Source organism: Kribbella sp. CA-245084, from assembly GCF_050942355.1.
Lineage (GTDB): Bacteria > Actinomycetota > Actinomycetes > Propionibacteriales > Kribbellaceae > Kribbella.
In genome coordinates this window covers 1,125,693-1,139,935 of the sequence record NZ_CP192053.1, presented here as the reverse complement: position 1 = coordinate 1,139,935, position 14,243 = coordinate 1,125,693, and the positions used below count along the sequence as shown (strand labels likewise).

The following is a 14,243-nucleotide window of genomic DNA, read 5'->3' as shown; positions in this document are numbered from 1 at the left end:
AGCGGGCCAGGCGAGGATAGGCGGACTCCCCCGCCAGGGGGTGCCTTTACTCGGATCGTCCGGCACGTTCCTGCCGGTGAAGGGAAAGATCAGTCATGGCTACTGTTTCGTTCAAGTCGGCAACCCGGATCTACCCGGGCGGCGACACCCCCGCCGTCGACAAGCTCAACCTCGAGATCGAGGACGGCGAGTTCATGGTGCTCGTCGGCCCGTCGGGTTGCGGCAAGTCCACCTCTCTGCGGATGCTCGCCGGCCTCGAAGAGGTCAACGAGGGTTCGATCTACATCGGCGACCGCGACGTCACGCACCGTCCGCCGAAAGAGCGGGACATCGCGATGGTGTTCCAGAACTACGCTCTGTACCCGCACATGTCGGTCGCCGACAACATGGGCTTCGCGCTGAAGATGCAGGGCGTGTCCAAGGAAGACCGCGCCAAGCGCGTGATGGAGGCCGCCAAGCTGCTCGGCCTGGAGGAGTACCTCGAGCGCAAGCCGAAGGCCCTCTCCGGTGGTCAGCGTCAGCGTGTCGCGATGGGTCGCGCGATCGTGCGTAACCCGCAGGTCTTCCTGATGGACGAGCCGCTGTCGAACCTCGACGCCAAGCTGCGGGTGCAGACCCGTACGCAGATCGCCGAGCTGCAGCAGCGTCTCGGTGTCACAACCGTGTACGTCACGCACGACCAGGTCGAGGCCATGACGATGGGCGACCGGGTGGCCGTCCTCAAGGACGGTCTGCTCCAGCAGGTCGACACCCCGCTGAACCTGTACGACAACCCGAAGAACAAGTTCGTCGCGGGCTTCATCGGTTCCCCGGCAATGAACCTGATCGAGGCCGAGATCACCGAGACCGGCGCCAAGGTCGGCGACTACGTGATCCCGATCGAGCGTGCGGTGCTGGCCAAGGCCGGCAGCGACAAGACCCTGACCGTCGGTGTTCGTCCGGAGGCCTTCAAGGTCGCCGACGACGGCCTTCCGGTCAAGGTGGCCGTGGTCGAGGAGCTCGGCGCCGACGCGTACCTGTACGGCACCGCGGAGCACAACGACGAGCACCAGCAGATCGTCGCCCGGATCGACGCCCGGATGCCGGTCGAGAAGGGTTCGACCATCCGCCTCGCGGCGGTGCCGGACAAGCTGCACCTGTTCTCCACCTCCACCGACGAGCGGCTCACCGCCTGATCGTCAGCAGTCGTTTCGCCTACCGGCCTCGGGTGGTTCGTCCGCCCGGGGCCGGTGGTTTGTCCAGCCGGTCCACCGGGTTCATGTTGGTCTGCTTGAGCAGGTAGTGCGGGCGTTTCTTGGTCTCGTAGTAGATCCGGCCGATGTACTCGCCGATCACACCGAGCATGACCATCTGCAGGCCGCCGAGCCCGGTGATCGCCGCGATCAGCGTGACGTACCCGGGCATGTCGACCCCGTGCAGGAGCGCGGCCACCAGCACCCAGATCGCGTACCCGGCCGCGACCGCGGTCAGCAGCAGGCCGACGTAGATCGCCATCCGCAGCGGCTTGTTGTTGAACGACAGCAGCCCGTCGAGCCCGTACTCCAGCAGTCGCCGGAACGTCCATCGGCTCTTCCGGTCCGGCGCCGCCTTCACGTTGTCGTACTCGAACAGGATCGACTCGAACCCGATCCAGGCGAACAGCCCTTTCGAGAAGCGGTTGTACTCGTTCAGCTCCAGCAGCCCGTCGACCGCGCGCCGCGACAACAGCCGGAAGTCTCCGACCCCGTCCGTCAGCTCTACATCGGCCCATTTGTTGATCAGCCAGTAGTACGCCCGCGCGAACAAGGTGCGGGTGGCCGGGTCGCCGGTGCGGTTCCGCCGGGCGATGACCTGGTCGAAACCACGCTCGTGCTCCTCGAGCATCCGGCCGATCAGTTCCGGCGGGTGCTGCAGGTCGGCGTCCATGATCACGATGGCGTCGCCGGAGGCGTACCGCAGGCCGGCCAGCATCGCGGATTCCTTGCCGAAGTTGCGGCTGAAGGACAGATATCGGACCGACTCGTCGGTGGCTGCCAACCCCACGAGGGCCTCAAGCGTCCCATCACTACTGCCGTCGTCGACGTACACGATCTCGTACGGCCGGCCGGAGGCAGACAGTTCACGGCTGAGCGCCTCGTGGAACCGGTTGACCACCTCGACCTCGTTGTAACACGGCACCACTAGGCTCAGGCGCGTTATCGGGCTCATGCGCAACTTCCAGGAAGGGCAAGGGGACGGTCGGTGGCCTCAGAGGACGGCGAATCACCAGGGGCAGTACGGCGACGTTCGGCGCTGCTCGCTGCCGTCGTCGCCTTCGTCGTCGTGGCGGCGGTGTTCGCCACCTCCGGCATCATCCGCGGTACCTATCCCTTCGGTTCGCTGTCGCGCAGTACCAACGATCTTGGCACGCAGTACATCCCCTTCTTCGCCCACCTGTGGGACGTCCTGCACGGGCAGGCCCAGGGTGACCTGCTGTTCAACTGGCAGAGCGCGTTCGGGGTCGGCTTCCTGGCCGACCTCGGCGTCGATCTCGGCAGCCCATTGTCCCTGCTCGTGGGGTTGTTCCCCCGCCATCAGATCGACCTGGCCGTCTACGTCATCACCACCCTGAAGCTGAGCCTGGCCGCGGCCGCAATGGCCGCCCTACTGATGAAGATGCGTCCAGGACCCCGCTGGGTTGCCGCCATGCTAGGTGTCTCGTACGGCGTCTGCGGCTGGGCGCTCGACGACGGATCGTACGTGCCGATGTGGCTCGACGGCCTGATCGCCCTGCCGATGTTCTTCATGGTCGCGGAGTGGTCACTGCGCCGGACCAACCGGCTGCTCAGTGTGCTGGTGGTCGGCCTGTTCTGGCTGTCCAACTTCTACACCGCCTACATGGCAACGATCGCGGGTGGGATCTACCTGCTCGCCCGGTTGCTCACCAGCGACCTCAGATGGTCGCTGCGGCTGCGGGCGATCGTGCGGCACGGTATCTCGTTCGTGCTCGGCATGGCCTTGGTCGCGCCCATCCTGCTACCGATCATCATGACGAACCGCGCCGCAACGCCGTCACCGTCCGGGATCTTCCACCCGTCCGCGCTGGACGTCTTCCTGTCCCGCCTGCTGCCGTTGACCGAGGGCGTCGGCCGGACGGCGAGCCTGTACGTCGGAACCGTTGCCCTGCTGCTCGCACTGACGATGCCGTTCAACAAGTTCGTGCCGTGGTTGACCAAGCTCGTCTGGGTGATCACGACCGTCCTGATCACGTTGTCCTTCAGGTGGCCGCCCACACAGGAGTTCTGGCACGCGTTCGACACCCCGAACGGCAGCCAGTACCGCGAGGCGTTCGTGCTCTGCGGCGTGATCGTCGTGCTTGCCTGGATCTCGGTCTCGCACAAGCTGCCCGGCCCGATCGCCTTGCTGGGCGGGGCCGCGCTGCTCGTGGTGATCGCCGTGGTGTCCAACAGGAGCCCGTTGCTCAGCGATCACTCGCTGACGGTCCTGATCGTGTCCGGAGCCGTGACTTTGGTTGCGTTCGGCATCATCTGGACACTGCGCCGGTTCCCGGCCACGCGGCGGGTCAAGTGGCCGGTGGCAGCGGCATTCGCCGTACTGCTCGCGGTTGTGGCCGTGGAGACGACCTGGACCGCGGTCATCACCGACCAGTACCGCGGCAAGATCCTCGGCGCTTCGGCCGCGGCCTGGGACGACAAGCAGACAGCACGGTACGACGCGCTCCGGGCCGCCGGGCGATGGCCTGCGTACCGGACTGAGCCTGGTACGTCGATCACGCCGAACGACCCGATGTTGCTGGGCGGGCAAGGCGCCGGCCTGTACAGCAGTCTGTTGCCGCACTCGACCAACGAGCTGCTGACGAGTCTCGGATTCGGCTGGTCGGGGTACGGTCGCGCGTCGCTCACTCTCGACAACCCGGTCACCGACGCGATCTTCACGGTCGGCGCCCGGATGCGGCTGGTCGGCACCGGGCAACCGAACATCACCCGCTCCGATGCGCCGCCGCTCGTGACGGTACGGCGACGGCTCGGTGCCCCGACTTTCGTCGACACTGATGCGCCGAACGCGTATGAGATCCAGGAGCGGTTGCTCGGGAGCACGGTGTACGAAGTCCCGAAGTACAAGGGGACGCGCTTCGAGACCGGCGACGTCAAGCTGGTCGCAGCCTGCACCCCTGGTACGTCGGCGTACCTGTTCATGCCGCGGGTCGGCGGACGGGCTCGGCTGGCTGATGGGCAGTGGCACGAGCTGAGCGCGACGCGGCGGCCGGGGATCAACACGAGCAGCGCGATGGTCGCCCTCGGCTCCGTGCCGAAGACCGGGGTGGTGCTGATCGAGCTCAACTTCGGCGACGACCCGCAGGGCATCCCGCCTTCTAACGCGATCGGATGCCTCAACCACCAAGAGTTGGCGAAGGCGATCCGGCGGCTGCGCGAAAGCGGAGCGACCGATGTGGAGGCCGGCGGTCATTCCCTGCACGCGACGCTGCGCCCCGGCAGCACGGGGTACGCCGTGGTCGCCGTACCGAAGATCGACGGGTGGATGTGCTCGGTCGGTGGCGGCAAGGCTGCGGTGCCGCGGGATTACGGCGGGCTGATTGCTGTGCCGCTGACGGGTAGTGCCGACCGGATCGACTGCACCTTCGTACCGCCGGGGCTGCGTCGTGGACTGGCGATCGGCGGGGCCGCCGCCGTACTCACGCTCGGGATCGTGCTCCTCGGCGCGCTCCGACGGCGGCGACGCGTCGCTAGTTGACGTCGCGGCGGTGGAACACCCACCCGCCGAGCAGCACCATGACCACGGCCAGAGTCGCCAGGTACCAGGCGCCGTGCTCGAACGAGAGCGTCTTCTGGACGTAGTCGCAGATGTAGCTGCCGTCGTTGCCGGTCTTGCACTCGGTCACGTAGTACTGCGCGTCGTGGCGGACGAAGGCGTCGAAGTTGATCTTCACCAGCCACGGCTGGGCCTTGGCCAGAAACGCCGCGAACACGCCCTCGACGAGGACGAGGTACCCCATCACCACGCCGATCGCCGCCGCCGTGTGCCGCAACAGCAGGCCGACCACGCACCCGAGGGCTGCCGCGAGCGCGGTCGTCACCACGGCACGGCCGCCGATCGCGCTGAGATCTCCCCAGGTCTTGGTCGTCGTACCGGCCGTGTCACCTAGGTGGTCGACGATCAGGAACGTGCCCAGTAGCACGACCGCGAGCACTACCGCGGCGATCGGCACGAACCCGGTCGCGGCCGCAGCTTGCTGCCGTAGACCCGGAGCCGGCGCGGCTCGAACGTCAACCAGTTGCCGATAGCACCGGAACTGAACTCGGCGCCGAGGAAGCTGGCCCCGATCAGGAACGCGGCGAAGGCGAGGAAGTACGACGATCCTTGCAGCAGATCCGGCATGATCTGGGCGAACACCGTCGGCGGCTTGCCGTAGTCCTCCAGCTTGGGCTCCGGGTAGGAGCACATGTCGTCGACCGTCGGCTTCGGGTCGGGCTGGGTCTTCCAGTCCTCCTCGCATTGCGCGCGGTTCTCGGCGGCGTGGTCGACCCAGTCCTCGTGCGCCAGCTGGAACTGTCGCTCAGCCTGCTGCTGTTCGGCCGCGGACAGCGGTCGCGCGTCGAACCAGGTCGCTACGAGCAGCAGCGCAGTGATCAGCAAGAGTCCGGCGACGCCGATCAACGTGAGCCGACGAGCAGACAGACGGCGGAGCTCGACCTTGGTGAGTCGGATCATCACAGCCCCTCACCCTCGGTCAGCTCGAGGAACACGGACTCCAGGTCGGCGCGGACCGGGACCAGCTCCGACACGTACAGCTCCTGGTGGGCGAGGCGACGCGTCACGTCCGCCGGATCGGGCGCACCTTCGACGAGCAGGTAGTTGCCGTCGGCCCGCACGGTCATGCCGGCTGCGGTGAGGATCCGGGTCGCAGCCTCGTGGTTGCCTATAGCAACCTTCACTGTCGGCGCCGTACTGCCGCCGATGACCTCGGCAACTGTTCCGGAAGCGAGGAGCCGGCCGTGGCCGATGATCGAGACCGTGTCCGCGACCTGCTCGACCTCGGCCAGGATGTGGCTGCTGACCAGGACCGTCTTGCCCTGGTCACCGAGGCCGCGCATGGTCTCTCGGATCTCCCTGATGCCGGCCGGGTCGAGGCCGTTGGTCGGCTCGTCGAAGATCAGCAGGTCGGGCTCCTTCAACAGCGTGGCGGCAATCGCGAGGCGCTGCTTCATGCCGAGCGAGTACGAACGGAAGCGGTCGTTGCCGCGTTCACCCAATGAGGTCTGCTCGAGTACTTCGCCGACGCGCGTCCTCGGGGCGCCGATCGCCTCAGCGAGCAGTTCGAGATTCTTCCGGCCGGTGAACGCCGGGAAGAACTTCGGCGACTCGACGATCGCACCGATCCGCCCGACCACCTCGGGCAGCTGCGCCGGCACCGTCTTGCCGAACACCGTCATCGTGCCCGCATCGGCCCGCACAAGCCCAAGCAACATCCGGATCGAGGTCGTCTTGCCGGAGCCGTTCGGCCCTAGGAAGCCGTGCACGCCCCCGGTCGGTACTTCGAGATCGAGCCCCTGGACCGCGACCACCTTGCGACCCCGGCGAGTCCGGTACGTCTTACGCAACCCACGCGTACTGACGGCCACGTCGGACATCCACACCCCTTTCGTCAGTGAACAGACGCACAGCGTGACAGCTTTGTTCGTGTGCTGGTGGTTCCCCCACGCGCACTACGCAGGCGCTTGCCTCGTCGCGATGCTCCTCACCGCGCCCGCTTCGCCCGCTCCCGCCCACCCTCCGGCTGGCGCCGGCGTGTCCTCCGGCTCATCGCCGGGATGGCGAGCTGCCGCTCGCGGCGACTGCTTGGTGGAGCTGCTTCGCCTGACCGAGCATGTGGGTGGTGGAGGTGGTCCGCCCCACGCGCGCTACGCAGGCGCTTGCCTCGTCGCGATGCTCCTCACCGCGCCCGCTTCGCCCGCTCCCACCCGCCCGTCGGCTGCCGCCGACATTTGCCGACTATCGTCGGAGTGGCGAGCTGCCGCTCGCGGGGACTGCTTAGTGGACCTGAATCGTCGCGGTCGGACGTGGCGGGTGGTCGAGGTGTCCGCCCTGGCGTGCGCCGCATCTGGATCCGCTGCTGTGGGGTCCCTGACGCGATTGCCCGGTCGTGGGCCAAGAGTGGGGAGTGGCGGTGGGTCACGCCGTATTGCGAGCTGATCGAGCTCTGAACGCGCGAAACCCGGCTCACCAACCGTCCGGAAGGCTGCCGGGTCCACTTCCCAAGGGCTATTGCCCTGGGCTACAGCAATTTTATGCCCGTTTGGCAGCGTTAGGGCTCAGAGGCCCAGTTCAGTGAGGCCCGGGTGGTCGTCTGGCCGCGGCCCCGGTGCGTCCCAGTGGAACAGGCGGTCGGACTCCGCCATCGCCTGGTCGTTGATGCTGGCGCGGCGCACCCGCATCAGGCCGTTCTCGTCGAACTCCCAGTTCTCGTTGCCGTGCGAGCGGTACCGCTGACCGTCTGCATCGTGCGACTCGTAGACGAACCGCACGGCGATGCGGTCGTCGGTGAACGCCCACAGCTCCTTGATCAGCCGGTAGTCCAGCTCGCGCGCCCACTTCTGGGTCAGGAACTCGACGACCTCGGCCCGTCCGTTCACGAAGACGTCCCGGTTCCGCCAATAGGTGTCCGGCGTGTAGGCGAGCGATACCGCCTCCGGATCCTGCTTGTTCCACGCGTTCTCCGCCGCACGGACCTTCTGGACGGCGGTCTCGCGCGTGAACGGGGGCAATGGCGGACGCGAGTTCACAAGCAGCTCCTTAGGTAGCCAACAATTCCCGTTCAATCTTGGATCAAATCCCCCACCCGGTCTACGCACCCCGCCGCCCGCGGTCAGTGCGTGCTGTGGTGGAGCGGAGGTTGCTGAGCCCGCGGGCCAGATCCCGTCACCGCTTGGGCTAACCAGCGCCCCTCAGCCCACCCACTGCCGGCGGATGGGACAAACCAGCTCCACCAGCCATCGCGGCCCGCTCGACGAATCAGATCCACTTAGCAGTCACGCGAGCGGCAGCTCGCCACCCCGGCGGCAGCCGGAGGGTGGGAGCGGGCGAAGCCGGCGCGTGAGGAGCGGAGCGACGAGGAAAGCGTCCGCGTAACCACGCGTGGGACGAACCACCTTCACCACCCCACCACGCCCACCTCAACGAAACAGCTCCACCAAGTAGTCGCCGCGAGCGGCAGCTCGCCACCCCGGCGATGAGCCGGAGGAAACGCCGGCGGCAGCCGGAGGGTGGGTGGGAGCGTGCAGAGCAGGTGCGGTGAGGAGCGCAGCGACGAAGCGAGCGCCTGCGGAGCACGCGTGGGAAATACCCCTACCAGGTATGTCGCAGGACTTGCATTGGATACCCAGAGGGGGTAACTTCGGGATGTCGACATACCCCCGAGGGGTAGCTGAGGAGTTTGAGATGACCGACGAGCACGTACACGGATACACCGCTGAGAAGACCAGCCACCTGAAGCGGCTGCGGCGGATCGAGGGGCAGATTCGCGGTCTGCAGCGGATGGTCGAGGAGGACAAGTACTGCATCGACATCCTGACCCAGGTGTCGGCGGCCACGAAGGCGTTGCAGTCGTTCTCGCTCGAGCTGCTCGACGAGCACCTCTCGCACTGCGTGGTCGAGGCCGCGCAGAAGGGTGGTCCCGAGGCCGAGGAGAAGGTCCGCGAGGCCTCCGACGCGATCGCCCGCCTCGTTCGTAGCTGATCACCCGACGCGATCGCCCGCCTGATTCGTAGCTGACCACTGGACGCGATCGCCCGCCGCCGAGCGGGGTGCCGGATCTGGCGCCGGCCCACGCCTGGTTGGTAGCTGATCACCCGATGCGATCGCCAGCCTCGTTCGTAGCTGGATCACCCGACGCGATCGCCCGCCTGATTCTTAGCTAACCACCCAAGCAATCGCCCGCCTGATTCGTAGCTATCACCCAAGCAATCGCCCGCCTGATTCGTAGCTAACCCAAGCAATCGCCCGCCTGGTTCTTAGTTCATTACTCGAGGAGCAGCTGATATGACCACCACTACTTACTCCGTTGCCGGGATGACCTGTGCGCACTGCACGTCCGCGGTTACCGAGGAGCTCAGGAAGCTTGTCGGTGTGCAGGACGTGACGATCGATCTCGTTGCGGGTGGCACCTCCGCGGTGCACGTGACGAGTGAGTCCGCGCTCGACGAGACCGCCGTACGTGAGGCCGTCGACGAGGCGGGTTACGAACTGGCGGCGTCGTGAGCCGGGCCGCCGCGCTCCGGCTCGGCGCGTTCGCCGGTGCGTTGGCGCTCGCCTTCGGGGCGGCGTACGGCATCGGCACCGCGGTCGACCCGATCGCGGCGGCCGACACACCTTCGCAGTCGCAGGAGATGGGCATGGGCGACATGGGCGGGCACGACACCGGCGGGCAACTGCCCGGGCTCGCGGTGTCCGACGCGGGGTACACGTTCGCCCCGGCGTCGACGTTCTTCACCGCCGGCAGCAAGACCGCACTGCGTTTCACCATCAAAGGGCCTGACGGCAAGCCGGTCACGCAGTACACGAAGACGCATGAGAAGGACCTGCATCTGATCGTCGTACGGCGCGACCTGTCCGGATTCCACCACGTGCACCCGACCTTGGCGGCGGACGGGACGTGGAGCATTCCGTTCACGTTCACCGCCGGCGGGACGTGGCGGATGTACGCCGACTTCCAGCCGGCGGGCCTCGACAAGAACATCACGCTCGGCACGGACGTGAACGTCACCGGCCTGTATGTCCCGGTCCCGCTCAACGACCCGGCCGCCGTCACCAGCATCCACGGGTACGACGTGACGCTCGCCGGCACGCCGGTTGCGGGCAAGGAATCGCAGCTCACGTTCACGGTCAGCAAGAACGGCAAGCCGGTGACCGACCTGCAGCCGTACCTGGGCGCCTTCGGGCACCTGGTCTCGCTGCGCAGCGGCGACCTGGCCTACCTGCACAACCACCCGGCGCAGCACGCCGAGCCGGGGATGAAGGGCGGCCCGTCGATCGACTTCATGACGACCTTCCCGACCGCGGGCACGTACAGCCTGTTCTTGGACTTCCAGCACGCCGGCGCTGTTCACACCGCGGAGTTCACGGTGCACGTCGACTCGACCGGCACCACGATCACCCCGCCGACCGGCGTACCGACATCCACCGCGCATGAAGAGGAGGAACACGAACATGAGCAACCAGTCCGTTGAGCTCATCATCGGCGGGATGACGTGCGCCTCCTGCGCCGCCCGGGTCGAGAAGAAGCTGAACCGGATGGACGGCGTCACGGCGACCGTTAACTACGCCACCGAGAAGGCGAAGGTGACGTACCCCGAGGGCGTCTCGACCGATGACCTGGTCGCCACCGTCGAGAAGACCGGCTACACCGCGGCCTTGCCGACGCCGGCCGTCACGACCGAGGCCGAGGAGCCGGATGAGCTGAAGCCCCTGCGGCAGCGGCTGATCGCGAGCATCGTGCTCACGGTGCCGGTGGTCGCGTTCGGGATGATCCCGGCGCTGCAGTTCGAGTCGTGGCAGTGGGCGTCGCTGACGCTGGCGTTCCCGGTGGTCACGTGGGCGGCCTGGCCGTTCCACAAGGCCGCCTGGACGAACCTGCGGCACGCCGCGACGACGATGGACACGCTGATCTCGCTGGGCGTGGTGAGCTCGTTCCTCTGGTCGCTGTACGCGTTGTTCCTCGGCTCGGCGGGCGAACCGGGCATGAAGATGCCGTTCACGCTGATCCCGTCCCGGGGCAGCGGCGCTGAGGAGATCTACCTCGAGGTGGCGACGGCGGTCACCGTGTTCATCCTGTCCGGGCGGTACTTCGAGGCGCGGGCCAAGCGCCGCTCCGGTGCCGCCTTGCGCGCTCTGCTGGAGCTCGGGGCGAAGGATGTCGCAGTACTGCGGAACGGCACGGAGACTCGGATCCCGGCTGACCAGCTGGTCGTGGGCGACGAGTTCGTCGTCCGGCCCGGCGAGAAGATCGCGACGGACGGCGTGATCGTGACCGGCAGCAGCGCGGTCGACGCGTCGATGCTGACCGGCGAGTCCGTGCCGGTCGAGGTCGGCGCTGGTGACGCAGTCGTTGGTGCGACCGTCAATGCGGGCGGTCGGCTCGTCGTACGGGCTGTGCGAGTCGGCGCGGATACCCAGCTGGCGCAGATGGCGCGGCTGGTCGAGGACGCGCAGAACGGGAAGGCCGCCGTACAACGCCTTGCCGACAAGGTGTCCGGGATCTTCGTGCCGATCGTGATCGGGCTGGCGCTGGCGACGCTCGGCTTCTGGCTGGGCAACGGTTCGCCGGTGGAGGTCGCGTTCACGGCGGCAGTCGCCGTACTGATCATCGCCTGCCCGTGTGCGTTGGGGCTTGCCACGCCGACCGCGTTGATGGTGGGGACCGGTCGGGGTGCGCAGTTGGGCATCCTCATCAAGGGCCCGGAGGTGCTCGAGTCCACGCGTCGCGTCGACACCGTCGTACTGGATAAGACGGGCACCGTGACCACCGGCCGGATGGAGCTGGTCGACGTACTGCTGGCTCCCGGTCAGGAGCGGGCCGAGGTACTGCGGTTGGCCGGCGCGCTGGAGCACTCGTCGGAGCACCCGATCGCCCAGGCCGTCGCCCGGGCCGCATCAGCTGCCGGGAAGCTGCCTGAGGTCGAGGACTTCGGGAACGTCGAAGGTCTTGGGGTGCAAGGGATCGTCGACGGCCACGCCGTACTCGTGGGGCGCACGCGGCTGCTGGAGGAGTGGAGCCAGCACCTGCCCTCCGAACTCGCCCACGCGAAGGAACATGCTGAGGCGGAAGGCAGTACGGCGGTTGCGGTCGGGTGGGACGGGGTTGCGCGGGCCGTGCTGGTTGTTGCGGACACGGTGAAACCGACGTCGGTGCAGGCGATCTCTCAATTGCGGGAGCTGGGACTGCGGCCGGTGCTGCTGACCGGCGACAACGAAGCAGTTGCGTTGAAGGTTGCCGGTGAGGTCGGGATCGACGACGTGATCGCCGAGGTACTCCCGGCCGGCAAGGTCGACGCGGTGAAGAAGCTGCAGGACGAGGGTCGCGTGATCGCGATGATCGGCGACGGCGTCAATGACGCGGCCGCCCTCGCCCAGGCCGATCTCGGCCTGAGCATGGGCACCGGCACCGATGTTGCGATCGAAGCAAGCGACCTGACGTTGGTGCGCGGCGATTTGCGGGCGGCTGTGGATGCCATTCGGCTGTCCCGCAGTACGTTGCGCACGATCAAGGGCAACTTGTTCTGGGCCTTCGCCTACAACGTGTTGGCGCTGCCGCTCGCCGCCGCCGGTCTGTTGAACCCCATGCTGGCCGGGGCCGCAATGGCCTTCAGCTCGGTGTTCGTCGTGTCCAACAGCCTGCGGCTGCGTCGGTTCCGTTCGCTCACCTGATCCAGGCGGTCGCGTCGGTCGGGAGCTTGCCGTCGTCGAGGGGGATGCTGGTCAACAGCACCTCCTCGTGCGGCGGCAGTTCGATCGGTTCGGCGCTGAGGTTGGTGATGCAGGTGAGGGTCTCGCGCTGGAAGATGAGGACGTCGGGTGCGGAGTCCATCCAGGTGAGCGTCCCGTCCCCCAGCAGTTCGCGTCGGAACCGGAGGCCGGTGCGGTACAGGGCCAGCATCGAGTTCTGGTCATCGTGTTGGGATTCGACCGTCAGGTTCTTCCAGTCCGCCGGCTGCGGGAGCCACGGCGTACCGGCACCGAAGCCGAACGGCGGCTCCTTCCCCGACCAAGGCAGTGGGACCCGGCAACCATCCCGTCCTCGGTCGGCGCCTCCTGAGCGCGCGAAGATCGGATCCTGCAACAGCTCGTCGGGCAGGTCCTCCACCTCGGGCAACCCCAGCTCTTCGCCCTGGTAGACGTAGAGGCTCCCGGGAAGCGCCATGGCTAGCAGGGCGGCCGCGCGGGCTCGGCGCTCACCCAGCACCAGATCGGTCTGCATTCCGTGCTTGCGGTCCTGGTGGGAGAAGGAGGTGTCGGGGCGGCCGTACTTCGTCACCGGGCGGGTGACGTCGTGGTTCGACAGCACCCAGGTCGGTGGTGCGCCGATCGGGACATGCGTCGACAGCGTGAGGTCGATCGAGGCGCGTAGTTCGTCGGCCTCCCACGGACGCGACAGGAAGTCGAAGTTGAACGCGGTCTGCATCTCGTCCGGCCGCAGGTACAGCGCGAAGCGTTCCTGGTCCGGCATCCACATCTCGCCGACGAGGAAGCGTCCGTCGTACTGATCGGTGAGGTGCCGCCAGCCGCGATAGACCTCGTGTACTTCGTCGTGGTCGGTGTACGACTCCTCGACGCTGTCCAGGTCCTTGAACAGTACGGCGGCGCTGTCGATCCGGATCCCGTCGACGCCGCGATCCAGCCAGAACCGAAGGATGTCGTGAAATTCTTCGACAACTTCGGGGTTCCGCCAGTTGAAGTCGGGCTGCTCGGGCGCAAACAGGTGCAAGTACCACTCACCGTCTTCCACCTGAGTCCACGCCGGCCCGTTGAAGATGGACTGCCAGTCGTTGGGCGGACCATCGTTCCGGCCGGCGCGGAACAGGAACCGCTCGCGCTCAGGCGACCCCGGGCCGGCGCGGAGAGCTTCGACGAACCAGTCCTGCTGGTCGGAGCCGTGGTTCGGCACGATGTCGATGATCGTCCGGATGTTCAACGCATGCGCCTCCGCGATATACGCCTCAGCCTCCGCCAACGTCCCGAACGCCGGGTCGATCGCCCGGTAGTCGGCAACGTCGTACCCACCGTCAGCCATCGGAGACGGATACCACGGGTTCAACCAGATAGCGTCCACCCCAAGCTCAGCCAAATACGCCAACCTGCCGCGCAACCCGGCCAGGTCCCCCACCCCATCCCCGTTGCCATCGGCAAAGCTCCGCAAATAAACCTGGTAGATAGCCGCCCCGCGCCACCATTCGTCAGCCATAAAATCTCCTCTCAACCGGCCCTCGCTCCGCTCGGGCCGGTGATGTTTTCTCATGCCTGCCCCGAGCGCAGGTCAGCTGTCTAGTTCCAGCCCGCCCCATCCCGGGGCGGGGTCCAACCCAACCCAAGCCGGGCCGGCTCCAACCCGACCCAGGTCCGGGCGGGACTCCAACCCGACCCAAGCCAGGGCCGGGTCCAACCCGACCCGGGTCTGGGCGGCACTCCAACCCGACCCCGTCGGGGGCCAGCTCCCACTCCTCCCCCGTCCCGAGCCGGGGCGGCACTACCCG

General features: G+C 67.2%; 12 protein-coding genes. 6 read left to right on the top strand and 6 right to left on the bottom strand.

The annotated features are described in order from the left end of the window. Positions 1 to 95: 95 nt before the first annotated feature. Positions 96 to 1,175: an ABC transporter ATP-binding protein gene (locus ACQPYH_RS05720; RefSeq protein WP_432887608.1), complete on the top strand. Its 1,080-nt coding sequence runs from the start codon at positions 96 to 98 to the stop codon at positions 1,173 to 1,175. A 19-nt stretch (positions 1,176 to 1,194) separates the two neighbouring features. Here ACQPYH_RS05720 and ACQPYH_RS05715 read toward each other — a convergent pair whose 3' ends face one another. Further along, complete coding sequence (locus ACQPYH_RS05715) at positions 1,195 to 2,187, bottom strand: glycosyltransferase family 2 protein (RefSeq protein WP_432887606.1); 993 nt, start codon at positions 2,185 to 2,187, stop codon at positions 1,195 to 1,197. A gap of 33 nt (positions 2,188 to 2,220) precedes the next feature. Here ACQPYH_RS05715 and ACQPYH_RS05710 point away from each other — a divergent pair, with 33 nt between their 5' ends. Continuing rightward, positions 2,221 to 4,731 (top strand): YfhO family protein, encoded by a 2,511-nt coding sequence (locus tag ACQPYH_RS05710; protein WP_432887604.1) that lies wholly within the window; start codon positions 2,221 to 2,223, stop codon positions 4,729 to 4,731. Here the strand turns inward: ACQPYH_RS05710 and ACQPYH_RS05705 are convergent. The 4 genes from ACQPYH_RS05705 to ACQPYH_RS05690 form a co-directional block, all read right to left on the bottom strand. Further along, positions 4,724 to 5,206, bottom strand: a complete 483-nt coding sequence (locus tag ACQPYH_RS05705) for a hypothetical protein (protein ID WP_432887601.1) — start codon at positions 5,204 to 5,206, stop codon at positions 4,724 to 4,726. The two genes, ACQPYH_RS05710 and ACQPYH_RS05705, sit on opposite strands and share 8 nt — an antisense overlap. Next, on the bottom strand, positions 5,188 to 5,709 hold the full coding sequence (locus ACQPYH_RS05700) for a hypothetical protein (RefSeq protein ID WP_432887598.1): 522 nt from the start codon (positions 5,707 to 5,709) through the stop codon (positions 5,188 to 5,190). Before ACQPYH_RS05700 ends, ACQPYH_RS05705 begins: the two co-directional genes overlap by 19 nt. Continuing rightward, positions 5,709 to 6,629 carry an ABC transporter ATP-binding protein gene (locus tag ACQPYH_RS05695; RefSeq protein ID WP_432887595.1) on the bottom strand — a complete coding sequence of 307 codons (921 nt, stop codon included), beginning with the start codon at positions 6,627 to 6,629 and terminating at the stop codon, positions 5,709 to 5,711. The genes ACQPYH_RS05700 and ACQPYH_RS05695 overlap by 1 nt, the downstream gene beginning before the upstream one ends. A gap of 681 nt (positions 6,630 to 7,310) precedes the next feature. Next, positions 7,311 to 7,781 carry a DUF1348 family protein gene (locus ACQPYH_RS05690; protein ID WP_432887592.1) on the bottom strand — a complete coding sequence of 157 codons (471 nt, stop codon included), beginning with the start codon at positions 7,779 to 7,781 and terminating at the stop codon, positions 7,311 to 7,313. A 655-nt stretch (positions 7,782 to 8,436) separates the two neighbouring features. Here ACQPYH_RS05690 and ACQPYH_RS05685 point away from each other — a divergent pair. The 4 genes from ACQPYH_RS05685 to ACQPYH_RS05670 all read left to right on the top strand — a co-directional run bounded on the left by ACQPYH_RS05685 (position 8,437) and on the right by ACQPYH_RS05670 (position 12,420). Continuing rightward, positions 8,437 to 8,733 carry a metal-sensitive transcriptional regulator gene (locus tag ACQPYH_RS05685; RefSeq protein ID WP_371407056.1) on the top strand — a complete coding sequence of 99 codons (297 nt, stop codon included), beginning with the start codon at positions 8,437 to 8,439 and terminating at the stop codon, positions 8,731 to 8,733. Between the two features lie 303 nt (positions 8,734 to 9,036). Next, on the top strand, positions 9,037 to 9,255 hold the full coding sequence (locus ACQPYH_RS05680; RefSeq protein WP_432887589.1) for a heavy-metal-associated domain-containing protein: 219 nt from the start codon (positions 9,037 to 9,039) through the stop codon (positions 9,253 to 9,255). Beyond that, positions 9,252 to 10,223 carry a hypothetical protein gene (locus tag ACQPYH_RS05675; protein ID WP_432887586.1) on the top strand — a complete coding sequence of 324 codons (972 nt, stop codon included), beginning with the start codon at positions 9,252 to 9,254 and terminating at the stop codon, positions 10,221 to 10,223. Before ACQPYH_RS05680 ends, ACQPYH_RS05675 begins: the two co-directional genes overlap by 4 nt. Further along, positions 10,183 to 12,420 carry a heavy metal translocating P-type ATPase gene (locus tag ACQPYH_RS05670; protein WP_432887583.1) on the top strand — a complete coding sequence of 746 codons (2,238 nt, stop codon included), beginning with the start codon at positions 10,183 to 10,185 and terminating at the stop codon, positions 12,418 to 12,420. The genes ACQPYH_RS05675 and ACQPYH_RS05670 overlap by 41 nt, the downstream gene beginning before the upstream one ends. On the opposite strand, the gene ACQPYH_RS05665 is transcribed toward ACQPYH_RS05670, so the two are convergent. Then, entirely contained in the window at positions 12,413 to 13,954 is a 1,542-nt protein-coding gene (locus ACQPYH_RS05665) for a glycoside hydrolase family 13 protein (protein WP_432887580.1), read from the bottom strand. The two genes, ACQPYH_RS05670 and ACQPYH_RS05665, sit on opposite strands and share 8 nt — an antisense overlap. Positions 13,955 to 14,243 lie beyond the last annotated feature (289 nt).